The sequence below is a fragment of the Aliivibrio sp. 1S175 genome, assembly GCF_001690985.1.
In the GTDB taxonomy this organism is placed as follows: domain Bacteria; phylum Pseudomonadota; class Gammaproteobacteria; order Enterobacterales; family Vibrionaceae; genus Aliivibrio.
Genome location: NZ_MAJS01000046.1, coordinates 179,563 through 193,423, shown reverse-complemented (window position 1 = coordinate 193,423; position 13,861 = coordinate 179,563). Strand labels below are relative to the sequence as shown.

16 protein-coding genes are annotated in these 13,861 nt (G+C 38.2%); 2 read left to right on the top strand and 14 right to left on the bottom strand.

The window, feature by feature from the left end; genetic code table 11:
• Positions 1 to 117 precede the first annotated feature (117 nt).
• A complete protein-coding gene (locus A6E06_RS13845; protein ID WP_065591152.1) occupies positions 118 to 1,062 on the top strand; it encodes a LysR family transcriptional regulator in 945 nt (314 codons plus the stop codon).
• Between the two features lie 101 nt (positions 1,063 to 1,163).
• Positions 1,164 to 2,774, top strand: a complete 1,611-nt coding sequence (locus A6E06_RS13840; RefSeq protein ID WP_065591153.1) for an NAD(P)/FAD-dependent oxidoreductase — start codon at positions 1,164 to 1,166, stop codon at positions 2,772 to 2,774.
• 97 nt (positions 2,775 to 2,871) lie between these two features.
• Here A6E06_RS13840 and A6E06_RS13835 read toward each other — a convergent pair whose 3' ends face one another.
• From A6E06_RS13835 to A6E06_RS13765, 14 genes are all read right to left on the bottom strand, one after another.
• A complete protein-coding gene (locus A6E06_RS13835) occupies positions 2,872 to 3,504 on the bottom strand; it encodes an HD domain-containing protein (protein WP_304362652.1) in 633 nt (210 codons plus the stop codon).
• A 40-nt stretch (positions 3,505 to 3,544) separates the two neighbouring features.
• Complete coding sequence (locus A6E06_RS13830; protein ID WP_065591154.1) at positions 3,545 to 3,811, bottom strand: hypothetical protein; 267 nt, start codon at positions 3,809 to 3,811, stop codon at positions 3,545 to 3,547.
• Between the two features lie 65 nt (positions 3,812 to 3,876).
• Positions 3,877 to 4,314 carry a PaaI family thioesterase gene (locus tag A6E06_RS13825; RefSeq protein WP_065591155.1) on the bottom strand — a complete coding sequence of 146 codons (438 nt, stop codon included), beginning with the start codon at positions 4,312 to 4,314 and terminating at the stop codon, positions 3,877 to 3,879.
• A 133-nt stretch (positions 4,315 to 4,447) separates the two neighbouring features.
• The gene (locus A6E06_RS13820; protein ID WP_065591156.1) at positions 4,448 to 5,110 is read right to left on the bottom strand and encodes a hypothetical protein; all 663 of its coding nucleotides are present in this window, start codon (positions 5,108 to 5,110) and stop codon (positions 4,448 to 4,450) included.
• 87 nt (positions 5,111 to 5,197) lie between these two features.
• Positions 5,198 to 5,593 carry an OsmC family protein gene (locus A6E06_RS13815; RefSeq protein WP_065591157.1) on the bottom strand — a complete coding sequence of 132 codons (396 nt, stop codon included), beginning with the start codon at positions 5,591 to 5,593 and terminating at the stop codon, positions 5,198 to 5,200.
• A gap of 6 nt (positions 5,594 to 5,599) precedes the next feature.
• Entirely contained in the window at positions 5,600 to 6,109 is a 510-nt protein-coding gene (locus A6E06_RS13810) for a GNAT family N-acetyltransferase (protein WP_065591158.1), read from the bottom strand.
• Positions 6,110 to 6,157: 48 nt separating this feature from the next.
• Positions 6,158 to 6,958, bottom strand: a complete 801-nt coding sequence (locus A6E06_RS13805; RefSeq protein ID WP_065591159.1) for a PhzF family phenazine biosynthesis protein — start codon at positions 6,956 to 6,958, stop codon at positions 6,158 to 6,160.
• Between the two features lie 17 nt (positions 6,959 to 6,975).
• Positions 6,976 to 7,404: a DUF1090 domain-containing protein gene (locus tag A6E06_RS13800; protein WP_255310610.1), complete on the bottom strand. Its 429-nt coding sequence runs from the start codon at positions 7,402 to 7,404 to the stop codon at positions 6,976 to 6,978.
• 192 nt (positions 7,405 to 7,596) lie between these two features.
• Complete coding sequence (locus tag A6E06_RS13795) at positions 7,597 to 8,142, bottom strand: sugar O-acetyltransferase (protein ID WP_065591161.1); 546 nt, start codon at positions 8,140 to 8,142, stop codon at positions 7,597 to 7,599.
• Between the two features lie 458 nt (positions 8,143 to 8,600).
• Complete coding sequence (locus tag A6E06_RS13785) at positions 8,601 to 8,882, bottom strand: hypothetical protein (RefSeq protein WP_065591163.1); 282 nt, start codon at positions 8,880 to 8,882, stop codon at positions 8,601 to 8,603.
• Positions 8,883 to 9,054: 172 nt separating this feature from the next.
• Positions 9,055 to 11,781 (bottom strand): glycoside hydrolase family 3 protein, encoded by a 2,727-nt coding sequence (locus tag A6E06_RS13780; RefSeq protein ID WP_065591164.1) that lies wholly within the window; start codon positions 11,779 to 11,781, stop codon positions 9,055 to 9,057.
• 112 nt (positions 11,782 to 11,893) lie between these two features.
• A complete protein-coding gene (locus A6E06_RS13775; RefSeq protein ID WP_065591165.1) occupies positions 11,894 to 12,388 on the bottom strand; it encodes a hypothetical protein in 495 nt (164 codons plus the stop codon).
• Positions 12,389 to 12,424: 36 nt separating this feature from the next.
• Complete coding sequence (locus A6E06_RS13770; protein ID WP_065591166.1) at positions 12,425 to 12,820, bottom strand: ACT domain-containing protein; 396 nt, start codon at positions 12,818 to 12,820, stop codon at positions 12,425 to 12,427.
• Positions 12,821 to 12,889: 69 nt separating this feature from the next.
• Complete coding sequence (locus tag A6E06_RS13765; protein WP_255312099.1) at positions 12,890 to 13,783, bottom strand: DMT family transporter; 894 nt, start codon at positions 13,781 to 13,783, stop codon at positions 12,890 to 12,892.
• Positions 13,784 to 13,861: the final 78 nt, after the last annotated feature.

The following is a 13,861-nucleotide window of genomic DNA, read 5'->3' as shown; positions in this document are numbered from 1 at the left end:
CGTTCTTATAATTATATCGCGACATTATTGATTAGGGCCAAAGTTAAAGTGTAAAGCGCTAGTATTCAATTGATATATCCGCCACACTGACATTCCAAAAACTCATGCGAAGAGATTATGACTCCTTATCCTAATTTACCTTACTCACATAACGGCCTAAAAGCCTTTGAATCCGTAGCGCGCCTAATGAGCTTCACCTCAGCAGCAAACGAACTTAATGTGACACAAAGTGCGGTAAGTCGGCAGGTAAAACAGCTTGAGGATGACCTCAATGCATCCTTAATTATACGTAAACATCGAGCCATCGAACTGACTTTACAAGGGTTAGATCTTTATCATGCGTTACAAGGTAACTATTCCACGTTAGAATCAATCATTTCATCTTGGCAAGAACCAAAACAGAAACGAATCGTTATTAAAGCAACGCTCAGCTTTGCGACTCGGATACTCATCCCTAAGGTTCGAGAGCTTAATGAACGTTACCCTGATTACGAAATCGTTATCATCCCTTCTTTGGAAGAAGATGAATGCCTAAATAACCCAGACTATGACCTGTTGATCTTTCACTCTCGTTTAAAAGATTATTATGACAACAGACCAAATATGTTTCTTCTCCGAGAAGAGTTTATGGCTCCCGTTTGTGCCGCCAGTATCGTAACGGAACACACAAATGTGGATTCGATATTAACCATGCCACGACTGCACCCAACCTTGGACCATCATGATTGGAAAATGTGGCTAGCAGATATGGCAAGTTCCCCATATCAACAAATAAGAAATACCAGTTTTCTTTCATTAGATTTAGCGTTGAGTGCCTGTTTATCAGGACAAGGCGCTACCGTAACGGATCTCTTACTCATACTTCAAGAGTTGGACAGAGGTTTCTTTTATTGCCCTGAAAATGCAAAAATACAGCACAGCGCATGGACATATTTCGGACACCAACGCACCCATTCAGCCGTAATTGATGATCTAATCGAATGGTTAAAAGTGAGTTCAGAAAATGAAATAAACTTATTGAAAAAATTAGCAAAAAAATATCATTGGCACGGTGTGATATGAAATGAGTATTTTTGCCGTTTTTAAGCGGTAATATTGATTACATTTTTGAGATAGATCACGTAAACTACGCGCTTATTTTCATGCCAACTATCAGGTGAATTATGATACGTATCAACCAAGTTAAATTACCGCTGGATCACAGTGAAGACGAACTGAAAAATACAGTTTTAAGTACACTGTCTATTACTGAAGAGCAGCTGGTTGATATCCATGTATTTAAACGTGGCTATGACGCACGTAAAAAGAATCAAATTTTCTTAATCTACACGCTAGATATTACCCTACAAGACGTGAATGAAGAGCAGCTACTAGGCAACGTTGAAGACAACCATAACATTCGTGTTTCACCTGACACAGAATACAAATACGTTGCCACTGCTCCTGCTGATTTAACTGAGCGCCCTATTGTTATTGGTATGGGCCCATGTGGTTTATTTGTTGCACTTATCTTAGCGCAAATGGGATTCAAACCAATCGTATTAGAACGTGGCAAATCAGTACACGAACGTGCAAAAGATACCTTCCGTTTTTGGCGTACCAGTGAATTAAACACAGAATCAAACGTTCAGTTTGGTGAAGGCGGCGCAGGCACTTTCTCTGATGGCAAGCTATACAGCCAAGTGAAAGATCCAGGTTTCCTAGGACTTAAAGTAAAAACAGAATTTGTTGCAGCCGGTGCACCTGCTGAAATCATTTATGTAAGTAAGCCTCATATCGGTACTTATAAATTAGTGACCATGGTTTCACAAATGCGTAGCAAGATCATTGAGCTGGGTGGAGACATTCGCTTTGAAAGCCGCGTTGATGAAATCAATATCGAAGACGGGCAAGTAACGGGCGTGACACTAAACGGTGGCGAAGTCATCAATAGTAAACACGTTGTTGCAGCTATCGGCCACAGTGCACGTGATACATTCCAAATGTTGCATGATAAAGGCGTACACATGGAAGCTCAATCATTCTCGATTGGTTTCCGTGTTGAACACAAACAAGAAATGATTGACCAAGCACGCTTTGGAAAAAATGCAGGTCACCCACTTCTAGGCGCTGCCGATTATAAACTCGTGCATCACTGTAAAAATGGCCGTTCTGTATACAGCTTCTGTATGTGTCCGGGTGGTGTTGTTGTTGCCGCTACGTCAGAAGAACATGCTGTAGTAACTAACGGCATGAGTCAATATTCACGTAGTGAGCGTAATGCAAACAGTGCAATCGTTGTTGGTATCTCACCTGAAGACTTTAATAACGATCCGCTGCAAGGTATTGCACTTCAGCGTCAATTAGAGCGTAATGCGTATGTTATGGGTGGCAGCAATTATGATGCTCCTGCTCAAATGGTGGGTGATTTCTTAGCCGCAGGCAAAGGTAAACCATTTGAAAACGTTGAACCATCTTATAAGCCTAACGTGAAGATGACGGATCTTAGTGATGCATTACCAGACTTTGCGATTGAAGCAATCCGCGAAGCTCTACCTGCATTTGCTAAGAAAATCCGTGGTTTTGACAGTAAAGATGCCATGCTAACTGGTGTTGAGACACGTACTTCATCTCCAGTGCAAATTAAACGTGGTAAAGATTTCCAAAGCATCAACACTAAGGGATTATACCCAGGTGGTGAAGGTGCGGGTTATGCGGGTGGTATTTTATCTGCTGGTATCGATGGAATTAAGATCGCTGAAGCGGTTGCTCTAGATATGCTAAATAACGCGTAACAACATAAATTTAAAGCAGTGTATGGATATACTGCTTTTATTCCCCCCTTTCTTTCTACCCTAGTTATATATAGATACTTCTTTCTATTCTACGATCTTATAACTCTGACTCTAATTGCATTAAAAATGCACGCATCACTAATGTTCGCTTGTCGGCTTCTTTGACTGCTGATTTCGTTTTCATCGTACTCGATAAATGAAGTAGCTTTGTATAGAAATGGTCTAGTGTATAAGATGAATCATCGGGTACTCTCTCATAACAAAATGGGTCCTCTGAAGAATATAAAGAACGACCTAGTGTTGAGCTAACTTGAATACACCTTGTGATCCCTATTGCTCCTAATGCATCCAACCTATCAGCATCCTGAACAATTTTCGCTTCTAGTGTTATTGGGGCTACATTTGCACTGAAACTATGAGCAATAATGGCATGGTGAATATCTTGTAAATATTCAGAGGGGTAATCAATACTCATTAAAAATGAAATCGCTTTATCCGCTGCAACTTTAGAGCTTTGTGTTCGATTTGGGTGATTTTTTTCAAATGAAAAACAATCATGCAAATAAGCCGCAGGAATCACCACTTCTTTTCTTGCGTGTTCTTCTTCACACAACTGCTTTGCTGTATCCACAACCCGCATAACATGATTAATATCATGAGCGAGATCTTGCGCCATTTCTGTTTGAATAAAATCCAAAAACTGTACTTCAAATATGTCTATCGCTTTCACTGCATCACCCTATTTGATTTGTATTGATTTCATTATTAATTTACACAAAGAAAATTAATAACATGCCACCCAAAATAATAATAGCATAGTGTCTTGGGCCACTAGAGACATGAGTGAGTAGCGAAAAATACACAAATGAAACACACAGAGTTATCGCCCCCCATATCAACGACATAAAGAATGAAGAACCTGATAGCAAACTCATTAATACAAGAGGGATTGTATAAAGAAGTGCAGGAGGATAAGGATTCATCTTAACACCATGCAACGTTAGTGCGGCAAATAGAAAAATCAATTTAAACAACATGATGCATCCTTAATTGAGAATTGAGTATATCTGTAAATCTCATACCACATTATCACTAACTGGTATCATTTATCGCGATAGATCATACAAGTTGCGGTCGCATGTGCATATAAATTCCCTTTTTCGTCTTTTAAACTTCCTTCTGATATTCCCAAAGAATAACCAGATTGAATCACTCGACTTTCTGCAATCAATAACGTGTTTTTAGGGATAGCTCTTAGCATCTTTACATGCAAATCAATCGTTCCATACCCAATATTCGGTTCTAATGTCGTATGAACAGCGCAACCTGTCACTAAATCCATCACCGTTGCAAAAAATCCACCATGTACGCCACCAAGTGGATTTAAGTGCCGTTCGTCAGCCATCGCTTCAAACACCACATGGCCATATTCTGCTGAGATAATTTTCATCGGAACAACATCAGCCATTGATGGATGAGGAAAATCCCCCGTCACCATTGCCTGCATTAATTCTAAGCCTGATAGCGTTTCAGTGAGCATCACATTTCCTTATGTATTTTATTAGTATTGTTATCTACATTAATAAAAATACCGCTTAAATAAGGGAATGCTATTATTCCTTAGTCATAGTGTGAGCCAGACACTATCTGGACTGACCACCTCTTAGACTAGCTCATTCAAATTGTCTCTCCATCTTTAACTCTGCAGATACTTTAGTAACACGAACTGAAATCGCAATACAGATCAAATAAGGGCTCAAATACCAAAATAACTCTTCTAATGGGTGTTTCTTTGTTTCTAATACCGTACTTTCGTAAACATATTTTTGAGTCTGATAATTATCAAACATACCTTGCAACCACATGACGTCAGAATCGATCAAATCAGAACTAAATGTAATTTTTGGCAAACTATCAAACGTCACATTGGGTAATTCGTTAAAATTTATTGATTGTAAATAGCGCGCAGATTCAGAAAGCCATAAGCAAGATTGTTGCGATGCAATCCCCTCATCGACTCTTGCATCATTCGCACATAAGAAACTGTTTAATTGATTCACGGTATAATCATTTATAGATTCTAGACTTAACACCGCTCGTGTATGTTCTGTATCTGCCCAATCACTCGCTACTCTTGATCTGACTTCCGAAACCGTCCCCATCAAACCAATACCAGCAACAATAGGCCAAAGGTAATCAATTTTTTTCCATTGTATTTTAGACAAATTTTTACCGCACCAAAGCGGAATATGAAGAAAACCAGTAAGTAATAACGTCATAAAGAAAAAGAAGGTCGAATTAGAGAGAATAATCTCACTACTAAAAAAGCTGTCCATAACTACCTATTTAAAAACAGAAATACAAAGATGAAGGTGATGCCATTAACGTTAAACCCTACTAAACTGTTGTATTTAGGACTAGAACTAATTCAAATCGAGTGAATGAGTAATTGTCATGGCAGGCTTTAACATCAAACACACATGACAATATTTAGTAATTGCATCTTTAATTGCCGTTTCAACTTGATGCTCTGAAACATTTGTTGCTTCAATTGAAAAATGTAAATTAACTGATTTATATAACCTTGGCTCTGTGTCTGTCAGTTCATAAGTTAATTCATTAGTTAACTTTTTTAATTCAAGATTATTGTCTTCAAAATAAAGAGCGACATCTGTTGCACTACACGAACCTAAAGCCGATAACAGTATCTCTGTTGGACAAGGTGCACTTTTACTTTCAGAATCAATATCGAGTGTAAATCCACCACTGGTAACCACTGTAAACTGACATTTTTCTTTCCAATTAACATTAATACTCATCGTTAATTATTCCTTTAAACCATACTCATATAAATTATTCTGACAATCATACAACTCAACCATACCTGTTTGCTTAAAGCCAACTCGTTGCAATAATCGATTAGAGTGTTCATTAGTAGGTAGCGTCACCGCTACTACTTTATCTAGCAAATATTGCGTCATCCCTTCACTAAGTACGGCCTTTGCCGCCTCTGCTGCGTAACCTTGGCCACAATATGCAGGTAAAAATGCATATCCAAGATCTGGTGATGCTAATTCGTTTCGTTTAAGTAAGCCACACATCCCAATCGGAGTATGGTTTTCTTTTAGCATAACGACACTTAACCCAAAACCAAATTTCTCATAACTTGCCATAGGACCAGAAAGTAAATAATTTTCAGCATCTGCTGTATTACGCACGTTCTTATCCGCAATATAACGGATAAAGGATTCATCATTTAATAGCTTAATGACAAACTCAGCATCATCTAACGTAAAGTGACGAACAATTAGCCTTTCACTTTCACATACAACCATGAATAAACACCCTATTTTCCTTAATATACATACCAAATAAAATAGCGACTATATTCGCATTTTACCTTTTATTGTAGTCACAGCAGAGCCTATCAACTTAATTCGACCCGTTGATAATAATTCAGTACTTATATAGCCACCACGAGATGAAGCCTGATAACCATTCAAGAACGATTTCGTTAATTTCTTTGCCCAATACACGGTTAAAGCACAATGCGCAGACCCCGTAACAGGGTCTTCATTAATCCCTACCCACGGAGCAAAGTAGCGAGAAACAAAATCTAATTCATCAGATAATGATTCCGCAGTAACAAGCACACCACGACCAGTCAGTTTCTTTAATCCATCAAAATTAGGCGAAAGATTACGTAGTGCCACTTCACTTTTAATTTCAATAAAATCTTTAGTATCGAATTGACCAAATGATACGACGTCTTTTTCTTCAATACCTAAATGTAGAAGCAATTCTTTCTTTTTACTATCAGTAAATGTCAGCTCGGTCGAAGGAAAATCGAGTGCTATGCTTGAGTCTTGTAATTTTGCTGACAACACTCCTGATAAGGTATTAAAGATAATGGTGTCATCAATACTCGCTATTCCTATTTCTTTTAATATATGCGCAACAGCCAAGGTTCCATGACCGCATAAAGCCACTTCCACTTCTGGAGTAAACCACCTTAACCTCATATCAAAAAGAGAAAGAAATGCCGTTTCTGAAACCCCCATTTCCTCAGCAATAGACAACATAAGCGCTTCTGTTAATCCATGCTCTGTAATACATACACCAGCAGGATTTCCTTTAAACGCTTCTGTAGTGAATGAATCCACTTGAAAGATATCTACATCCATTATCCGACCTCTGATTTTTATTTAATTCTCATCAATTCTTTTTTAAGCTTTTCTATCTCTTGCTCTTTTTCTTTAATCTTACGTTGATATTTATCTACTTTATCTGCTTTTTGATCTTGCTTCGCTTCAATCAAATCTGAATGGTCTTCCGCAATTTCCTCATTCAGTTCTTCAATCTCTTCTTTTAAATCGTCTTTAATGTTCTCATCAGTACAATAGGTATTCACTTCTTCAAGCGCAATATTTAATCCTTTTAATTGGTGTTCATTTCCATTCTCTTTAGCAAAAGAGATCTGTTTTTCAATTTCACAACTTTTCTGATCACAACCAACGTTAGCACTGCAATCCGTAAGAGATGCCGTTTGTGCCATTACCGTTCCTGAAAAAAAGGCACTATAACTCATTGTAGAAACTAAAAGTAAGCGTAATGTTTTTTGTCTCATCATCATTATCCTAATATTTATAATTCCATTAATTTACATCATATGGGTTCTACTTATGTGAAATATAGGTAAGAGTTTAAAACTATGACAAAATTCTCACTCATAATGTGACGTAGTATCATTTTGTTCTAAATAAAAAAAACACCCAACAACCTAAGGTCCCTGGGTGTAATAAATACGGTATTTTTTTGTTATTTAAATGGATTTAATCACTCGGCAAGGGTTTCCAACCGCAACGCTGTTATCGGGTATATCACGATTGACAACACTGCCAGCCCCAATCACACAATTATTACCTATCTTCACACCGGGTAAGATAGAGACATTGCCCCCTACCCATACATCATTACCGATAGAAATACTCACACCATATTCTGTTTTTTGGCGCTCAATCGAGTCTAAAGGATGAGTACCCGTTGAGATCATTACATGCGGACCAAATAACACGTTATTACCAATCGTCACTTTGCATACATCAACAATCGTCAGGTTATGATTTGAGTAAAAGTTGCTGCCAATTTCAATATTATAGCCATAGTCACAAAAAAAGTTAGGTTCCATGTGAGCTTGGTCTTTAATACATAAAAGCCCTTTTAGAATAGCCATTCTTTCATTTAGTTGAGTTGGATCTGCTAGGTTAAATTTATGGCAAACTGCCTTCGCATTCATGCGATCATTTAATAGTGTTTTATCCCAAGCATCGTACGGAAGGCCAGATAGCATCTTTTCTTTTTCAGTCATTTAAAATTCCAGAAAGTTTAATAAAAACAGTTATCTTAGAATTATACTCAACATCAAAAGCACGGAACGTGACACACGCTTATTAATCTGATTATTTTACTTTGACATCACTTAGTACGAAACAGGCAATGCGATAATTTAGCACCTAACATAAAGAAAACACTCGCGACTATGACAAATAGAACACAGGTTACAACGTAACTTATAATCACGGATAATCCTAGCCCAAAGGATAAAGCAAAAGCAATACCTTGAAATGCTTCGTAAGGCCACTGATATATCGGAAAATGAGAACCAAGGGACATCGCAATAATAAGCCCGATTAAGCCTAAAAATGACATGACCATTCCCATGATTGTTGCTTTATTCATAAATTCACGCTTAACCCGAAAAAGCCAATGACACTGTTTGAATAAACCTTCGCCGTGTCATTGGTCTGATTGAACCTATATTAGAAGTTAAATAATCGCGGTTCCTTCCACTTCCATTACGCTATTTGCATCAGCACGATCGATAATCTTAACTAAGACAGATTGAATGGTTTCATCTTCTCGGACATTGGTTTCACTGACAAATTTTTGCTCTTGAGGCTCTGCGCCTTCTTCCAAAATAAACGTAACAACCACCTCTGTTGCTAGTTCAGATGTTTTACCGAAATAAGATAGAGAAAGCTGAGGATATCCTTTGAAGCCTTTTTTAACTTGCTTTGCTATACGCTTTTTTGCTTTATCCACATTCATAACTTAATCCTTGTACTTATTGAGCTTAAATAATTCCAATACCCGTTCAACTTACACGTCAATGACTATCAACAAGCCTTAACGATAACCTCAATCTACCACCTAAGTTACTGAAATAAAAGAATGTAATCATTATTATTAATTTCATTGTTAACTAAAGCATTAATTGATATTAAATCGACTTAAAAATATCACAATCCACCACCTCTTTTTCTACTTCCTCGCCACTAGGTACATACCGAATTTCACCGATATCAAACTCAAACGGTTCGTCAGAATATAAAAGAAAGGGCGTATTAATGCTTGAGAAATTCACCCCGTTATCTGCAAAACAACGTAAAGGCACTTTCATCGTTACCCATTCAGAATTGGATGCTTCAACAATAGCTTTTAATTCTTTTTGTATCAGAGCCATCGCACCGCAAGGGTAAACACAGTGAGTGGCCAGTTTCAGTGACATAGGGATCTCACCTTTCACCGCGATATCAAATTCTAATGTTGAGTTAGCGGCTAAATAATGACGCATATCTATCCCTCTTTTATCGGGCGTTTGCAGATAAAATTGCATAGGAAGTTGTTTTCCAAAATCCATTCTTAATGCGTCTTGCTGATGTTTATAATTAAGAGGCAAGCTTGAAGCACTACCAACGTCGATCTTTTTAGAACGAGAGATAAACGTTCCTTTCCATTTTGTCACTTGCCCGCTCATCTTAGGCACAAATGTGGTAGTCGCTTCTCGATTGAATATTTCAAGATCCGTCGTTGGACGATCTTTTACTTTTGTTTCACCACAACCCCACTGACGTTTATCCATAAATAAAGCAGGACTGGTTGGTGCCTTTGGTTTAGAAGAATAGTTTAATCCATATCCGTATGGGAACAATGGAACAAACGCTTTGGTATCTTGCTCAAACTCTGGAACCTGATAATGGGGTATATTTTGGCTGTTCTGATTAATGGTGGTCATGCATTTACTGTTTGGCCAAGAGTAAGACAGTTTACCTGTAAAGTCAGCGCCCTCTTTAGCAAATAAAACATCGGTAATGCCACCGCCTTCTGTTCCTGGTAGCCACGCAGCAACAAAAGCATCGGATAATGCTAATTCAGGATTAATATACAAAGGACGACCAGAGAACAAGATGGTTACTACAATAAAACCTTTCTTTTTAAGACGTTCAATTAGTTGTAAGTCTTTTGCATAACTTGGTTTTAACTCTGAATATGCCAACGTTTGGTGTGCTTTAATGTCACCATACATTTCTGCATAAGGGTCTTCACCAATCACTACGACGGCAATAGCATCCATCGGCGCTTGATTGACAGCGGTATATACATACTTATCTCCAACCATTTCTCTAAACGCATCTAATGTCGTGGTTGCATTAACAAAATCCTGTGATTTATTTTCATTCCCTTGCCAAGTTAGCGTCCAACCGCCGGTCTGTTTTTGAAGGTCATTCGCGGCACTTCCTACTACCAAATAACTCTGATTACGTTGTTTAAATGGCAATATTTGGTTTTCATTTTTCAATAAGACCAGAGATTCACTTACGGCTTGTCGAGCGACTTTACGGTGTTCAATCGCTCCTAGTAATTGTTGCTCGCCAGCAAGACGTCGATAAGACGGTCTCGGTTTCTCCCATAACCCCGCTCGCATCTTAACGCGTAAAATACGAGTAACGGCATCATCAATTCGTTCCATTGATATTTGCCCATCTTTAACTTGTTTAATCACATTTTTATAGAAGGCTTTCCAATCTTTATTGTCTGTCACCATGAATAAATCATTACCCGCATTCACCGCTTTAGGGCAACTCATGTTAGTGCAGCCTTTGACTTCTCCATGACCATTCCAATCGGTAACGACTATGCCATCAAACCCCATTTTTTCTTTTAATACGTCAGTAATCAGATAATGACTGCCATGAAGCTTACCAAACCGATCATTACTTATCTCTGTTGCGGTCGTTGATTTGTCTTTATGGTTATTCTGCCAAGAGTTAAATGACGTCATAACCACTTGCGCGCCCGCTTCAAGTGCAGAGAAATAGCCCATTGCATGAATATTACGTAAATGATCTTCTGTGTAGTAATTGATACCGCGATCAACCCCGTTATATGTCCCACCATCACCAAGCCAGTGCTTTACGGTAGATAACACTTGAGTCTCAGAGCGCAGCTCTTTTTCATTTCCTTGTAAGCCTTGAACAATCGCACTCGCGTATTGATAGGTAATGTCGGGGATCTCAGAATACCCTTCATACACTCTTCCCCAACGATAGTCTCGCGGTGTGGCAACGGTTGGAGCAAAGGTCAAGTCAAGCCCTGTCGCTGCGACTTCTTTTGCCGTCACTCGGCCAATTTCAAACAGTAGTTCAGGGTTATTTGCCGCGCCTAATCCAATGTTATGAGGAAATAATGTGGCTCCATAGACATTATTGTTCCCATGAACGGCATCGGTTGCCCATAAAAATGGAACTTTAAACCCTCGACCAGCATAAGCCTCATCTAAAGCAATCCAATATTGATCTGATTGCAAAGCCCAATCCATAGCTGATGCATGCTTATTTTCATTAGGCCAACCACCACCACCATTAAGTACTGAACCAATTTTATACAGTTTCGCTTCTTCTGGGGTTATTTGACGGTATTCAGGCATGATCATTTGACCCACTTTTTCACCAAGGGTCATTTGAGCCACAATATCAGAGACTCTTTCTTCAATATAATCGCGCTTTGGGATCGCACTCTGTATTTGTGGCCATTCATCAAAGTAAGGAAGGGGTTTGTGATTAGGCAAAGAAAAGTCTGTCGATTCAGAAAAAACTGAATTTGTCGTTAGTAACAACAAGCTAAAACCGATAGAAATAATTGTTGTGATCGTGCTCTTAACTCCCATTGAAATCCCTCTCTTTTACTGTCCATGGTAGTCAGTCTAGGATAAGGAGATGGCTCAACACAGTGATGATTAAGAAATAAATTACAACGACATTAATATTGAAGGTAATTGATTAGATTTTAGATTGAGTGGTTAACGCCAATTCAAGGTTATTAGACATGAACTCAAATTTATTAAGTATCTGTTCATAACCATATTTAGAAGGCAGCCCTAAATTATCACATTCAGAATCACCTGACACATTAGGCAAAAGCAGTAACTGCAAGCGTGCTTTGTTATCTCTACTCATAAATCGAACATCGTATTCAGAGTTACAATATGTATTACTGGTAGATGTCGATATTTTCCATCGAATAACCCCTTTACCAAGTAAGGCTCCTCTCGATTTGTTTTCAACTCGCAAGATTGGCTGACTTTTACCATAAGTAGACATAATGTGGCGTCGAGCTTTTTCCCACAAGATATCTTGAGTGCTATTCAACTCTGTATAAGTGAATACCTGAGGCTTAATATCAAAAATCGAAATCGGCCCATCAAGAGGGTCTAAATGAGCACTGCATCCAGTTAAAAATACCATTAGCACGGAGCCCAAATTACGCGTTCTCATTTAATGTCCATCTTATGTTTATGTTTATGTTTATGTTTATTGACTAAATTCGTTTAGCGCCTTTAACGCAAGAACTGCTTTGTCTTTTTGAATAAAAATATGGTCATGATAATAAGCGGCAATAACATTAGCACTAATCCCATGATCTTTTAGCTTACTCGCTACTGCTGCCGTTAAGCCTACTGCATCTAAACTGGAATGAATCATTAAGGTAATTAATTTATAAACACCATCGAATTCAAAATTGCCTGTGTTTGCTTCTTTTAGCGGCAGTACTAACGTTAGGCCCTCATGTTCTTGATATGTAGCTAATGGATTATATTTAACATACTCAGCCAGTGAGCCTTGTACCGTACAAAACACATACTCACCATCCATTAATTTTGGGGACATTGATGCTAATAATACGTCTAAATCAGTAATTCCTGACATTTTTGATCCCTACTTATAAAAAAAACAATGTTAAAACTTCATCATGTTCGTATCAAGATAACCGACAGATTAGCGGTTATCTTTTTGATTATCAATTCTAATTCCACTAGCCACAACAATGAATATCCCACCTAACACAAGGATACAAGCGAGAACTAATCTTTCAGAAATAGGGTCAGAGACAAATATCACCCCTCCAATCGCGGCAATTACAGGAACAGATAATTGGACTACCGCAGCTTGAGTTGAAGACAACCCTCTAAGGGCTAGGTACCATATCGTATATCCTAATGCAGACGCAAAAGCCCCTGACATAACTGCCAGTATTATTCCTTTATTTGAAAGTTCTAGCGTTGATATAGAAAACAGGCACAGTATTAACACTAAAGGGATGGTATATGTAAAATTAGACGCCGTATCAATAAGAGGCGTTGTCGACTGTTTACCAAATAACGTATATCCTCCCCATGCAATGCCAGAGACGAGCATTAACACAAAACCAGACGCAGTTGGAGTCGTTAATGTAGGATATACTAAATAGACTAAGCCGGAAAAAGAGATAGCGATACCAAACCATTCAAAAAAATGCAACTTACTTCCTTTAAGCACGTTATACACAATCATGGTCAATTGAACGGCACCAAATAAAACCAACGCCCCCGTTCCCGTATCTAGTGAGACATAAGCCAATGAAAAGGTAATCGCATAAACAAAGAGTAATATCGAAGACTGCCAACGCCTTTCATTCTGTTTAAGCTTTTTTTGAGTTCGATTCGATGTAAAACTAAGCAAAACCGTAAACATTAGCACTCCAGAAAGAAGGCGAATAATAGTAAAGCTAGATACATCTATCATCTCCCCCTTTAACGCCATGCGGCATAAAACTGAATTAGCTGCAAACGCGAGAAGAGCAATAAAGGTATATATAGTAGTCGCGATCTTTTCTCTAAATACGTTTTGCAAATTCGTCCCTTTTATAATCTACGTCTTATTAATATATTTATTACTGCGTCATACATTTCAAACTTAACATTCAGTGAT

Coding starts and splice junctions, on each gene's coding strand:
- A6E06_RS13845 (WP_065591152.1), top strand. CDS start 118: ATGACTCCTTATCCTAATTTACCTTACTCACATAACGGCCTAAAAGCC.
- A6E06_RS13840 (WP_065591153.1), top strand. CDS start 1,164: ATGATACGTATCAACCAAGTTAAATTACCGCTGGATCACAGTGAAGAC.
- A6E06_RS13830 (WP_065591154.1), bottom strand. CDS start 3,811: ATGTTGTTTAAATTGATTTTTCTATTTGCCGCACTAACGTTGCATGGT.
- A6E06_RS13825 (WP_065591155.1), bottom strand. CDS start 4,314: ATGCTCACTGAAACGCTATCAGGCTTAGAATTAATGCAGGCAATGGTG.
- A6E06_RS13820 (WP_065591156.1), bottom strand. CDS start 5,110: ATGGACAGCTTTTTTAGTAGTGAGATTATTCTCTCTAATTCGACCTTC.
- A6E06_RS13815 (WP_065591157.1), bottom strand. CDS start 5,593: ATGAGTATTAATGTTAATTGGAAAGAAAAATGTCAGTTTACAGTGGTT.
- A6E06_RS13810 (WP_065591158.1), bottom strand. CDS start 6,109: ATGGTTGTATGTGAAAGTGAAAGGCTAATTGTTCGTCACTTTACGTTA.
- A6E06_RS13805 (WP_065591159.1), bottom strand. CDS start 6,958: ATGGATGTAGATATCTTTCAAGTGGATTCATTCACTACAGAAGCGTTT.
- A6E06_RS13800 (WP_255310610.1), bottom strand. CDS start 7,404: ATGATGAGACAAAAAACATTACGCTTACTTTTAGTTTCTACAATGAGT.
- A6E06_RS13795 (WP_065591161.1), bottom strand. CDS start 8,142: ATGACTGAAAAAGAAAAGATGCTATCTGGCCTTCCGTACGATGCTTGG.
- A6E06_RS13785 (WP_065591163.1), bottom strand. CDS start 8,882: ATGAATGTGGATAAAGCAAAAAAGCGTATAGCAAAGCAAGTTAAAAAA.
- A6E06_RS13780 (WP_065591164.1), bottom strand. CDS start 11,781: ATGGGAGTTAAGAGCACGATCACAACAATTATTTCTATCGGTTTTAGC.
- A6E06_RS13775 (WP_065591165.1), bottom strand. CDS start 12,388: ATGAGAACGCGTAATTTGGGCTCCGTGCTAATGGTATTTTTAACTGGA.
- A6E06_RS13770 (WP_065591166.1), bottom strand. CDS start 12,820: ATGTCAGGAATTACTGATTTAGACGTATTATTAGCATCAATGTCCCCA.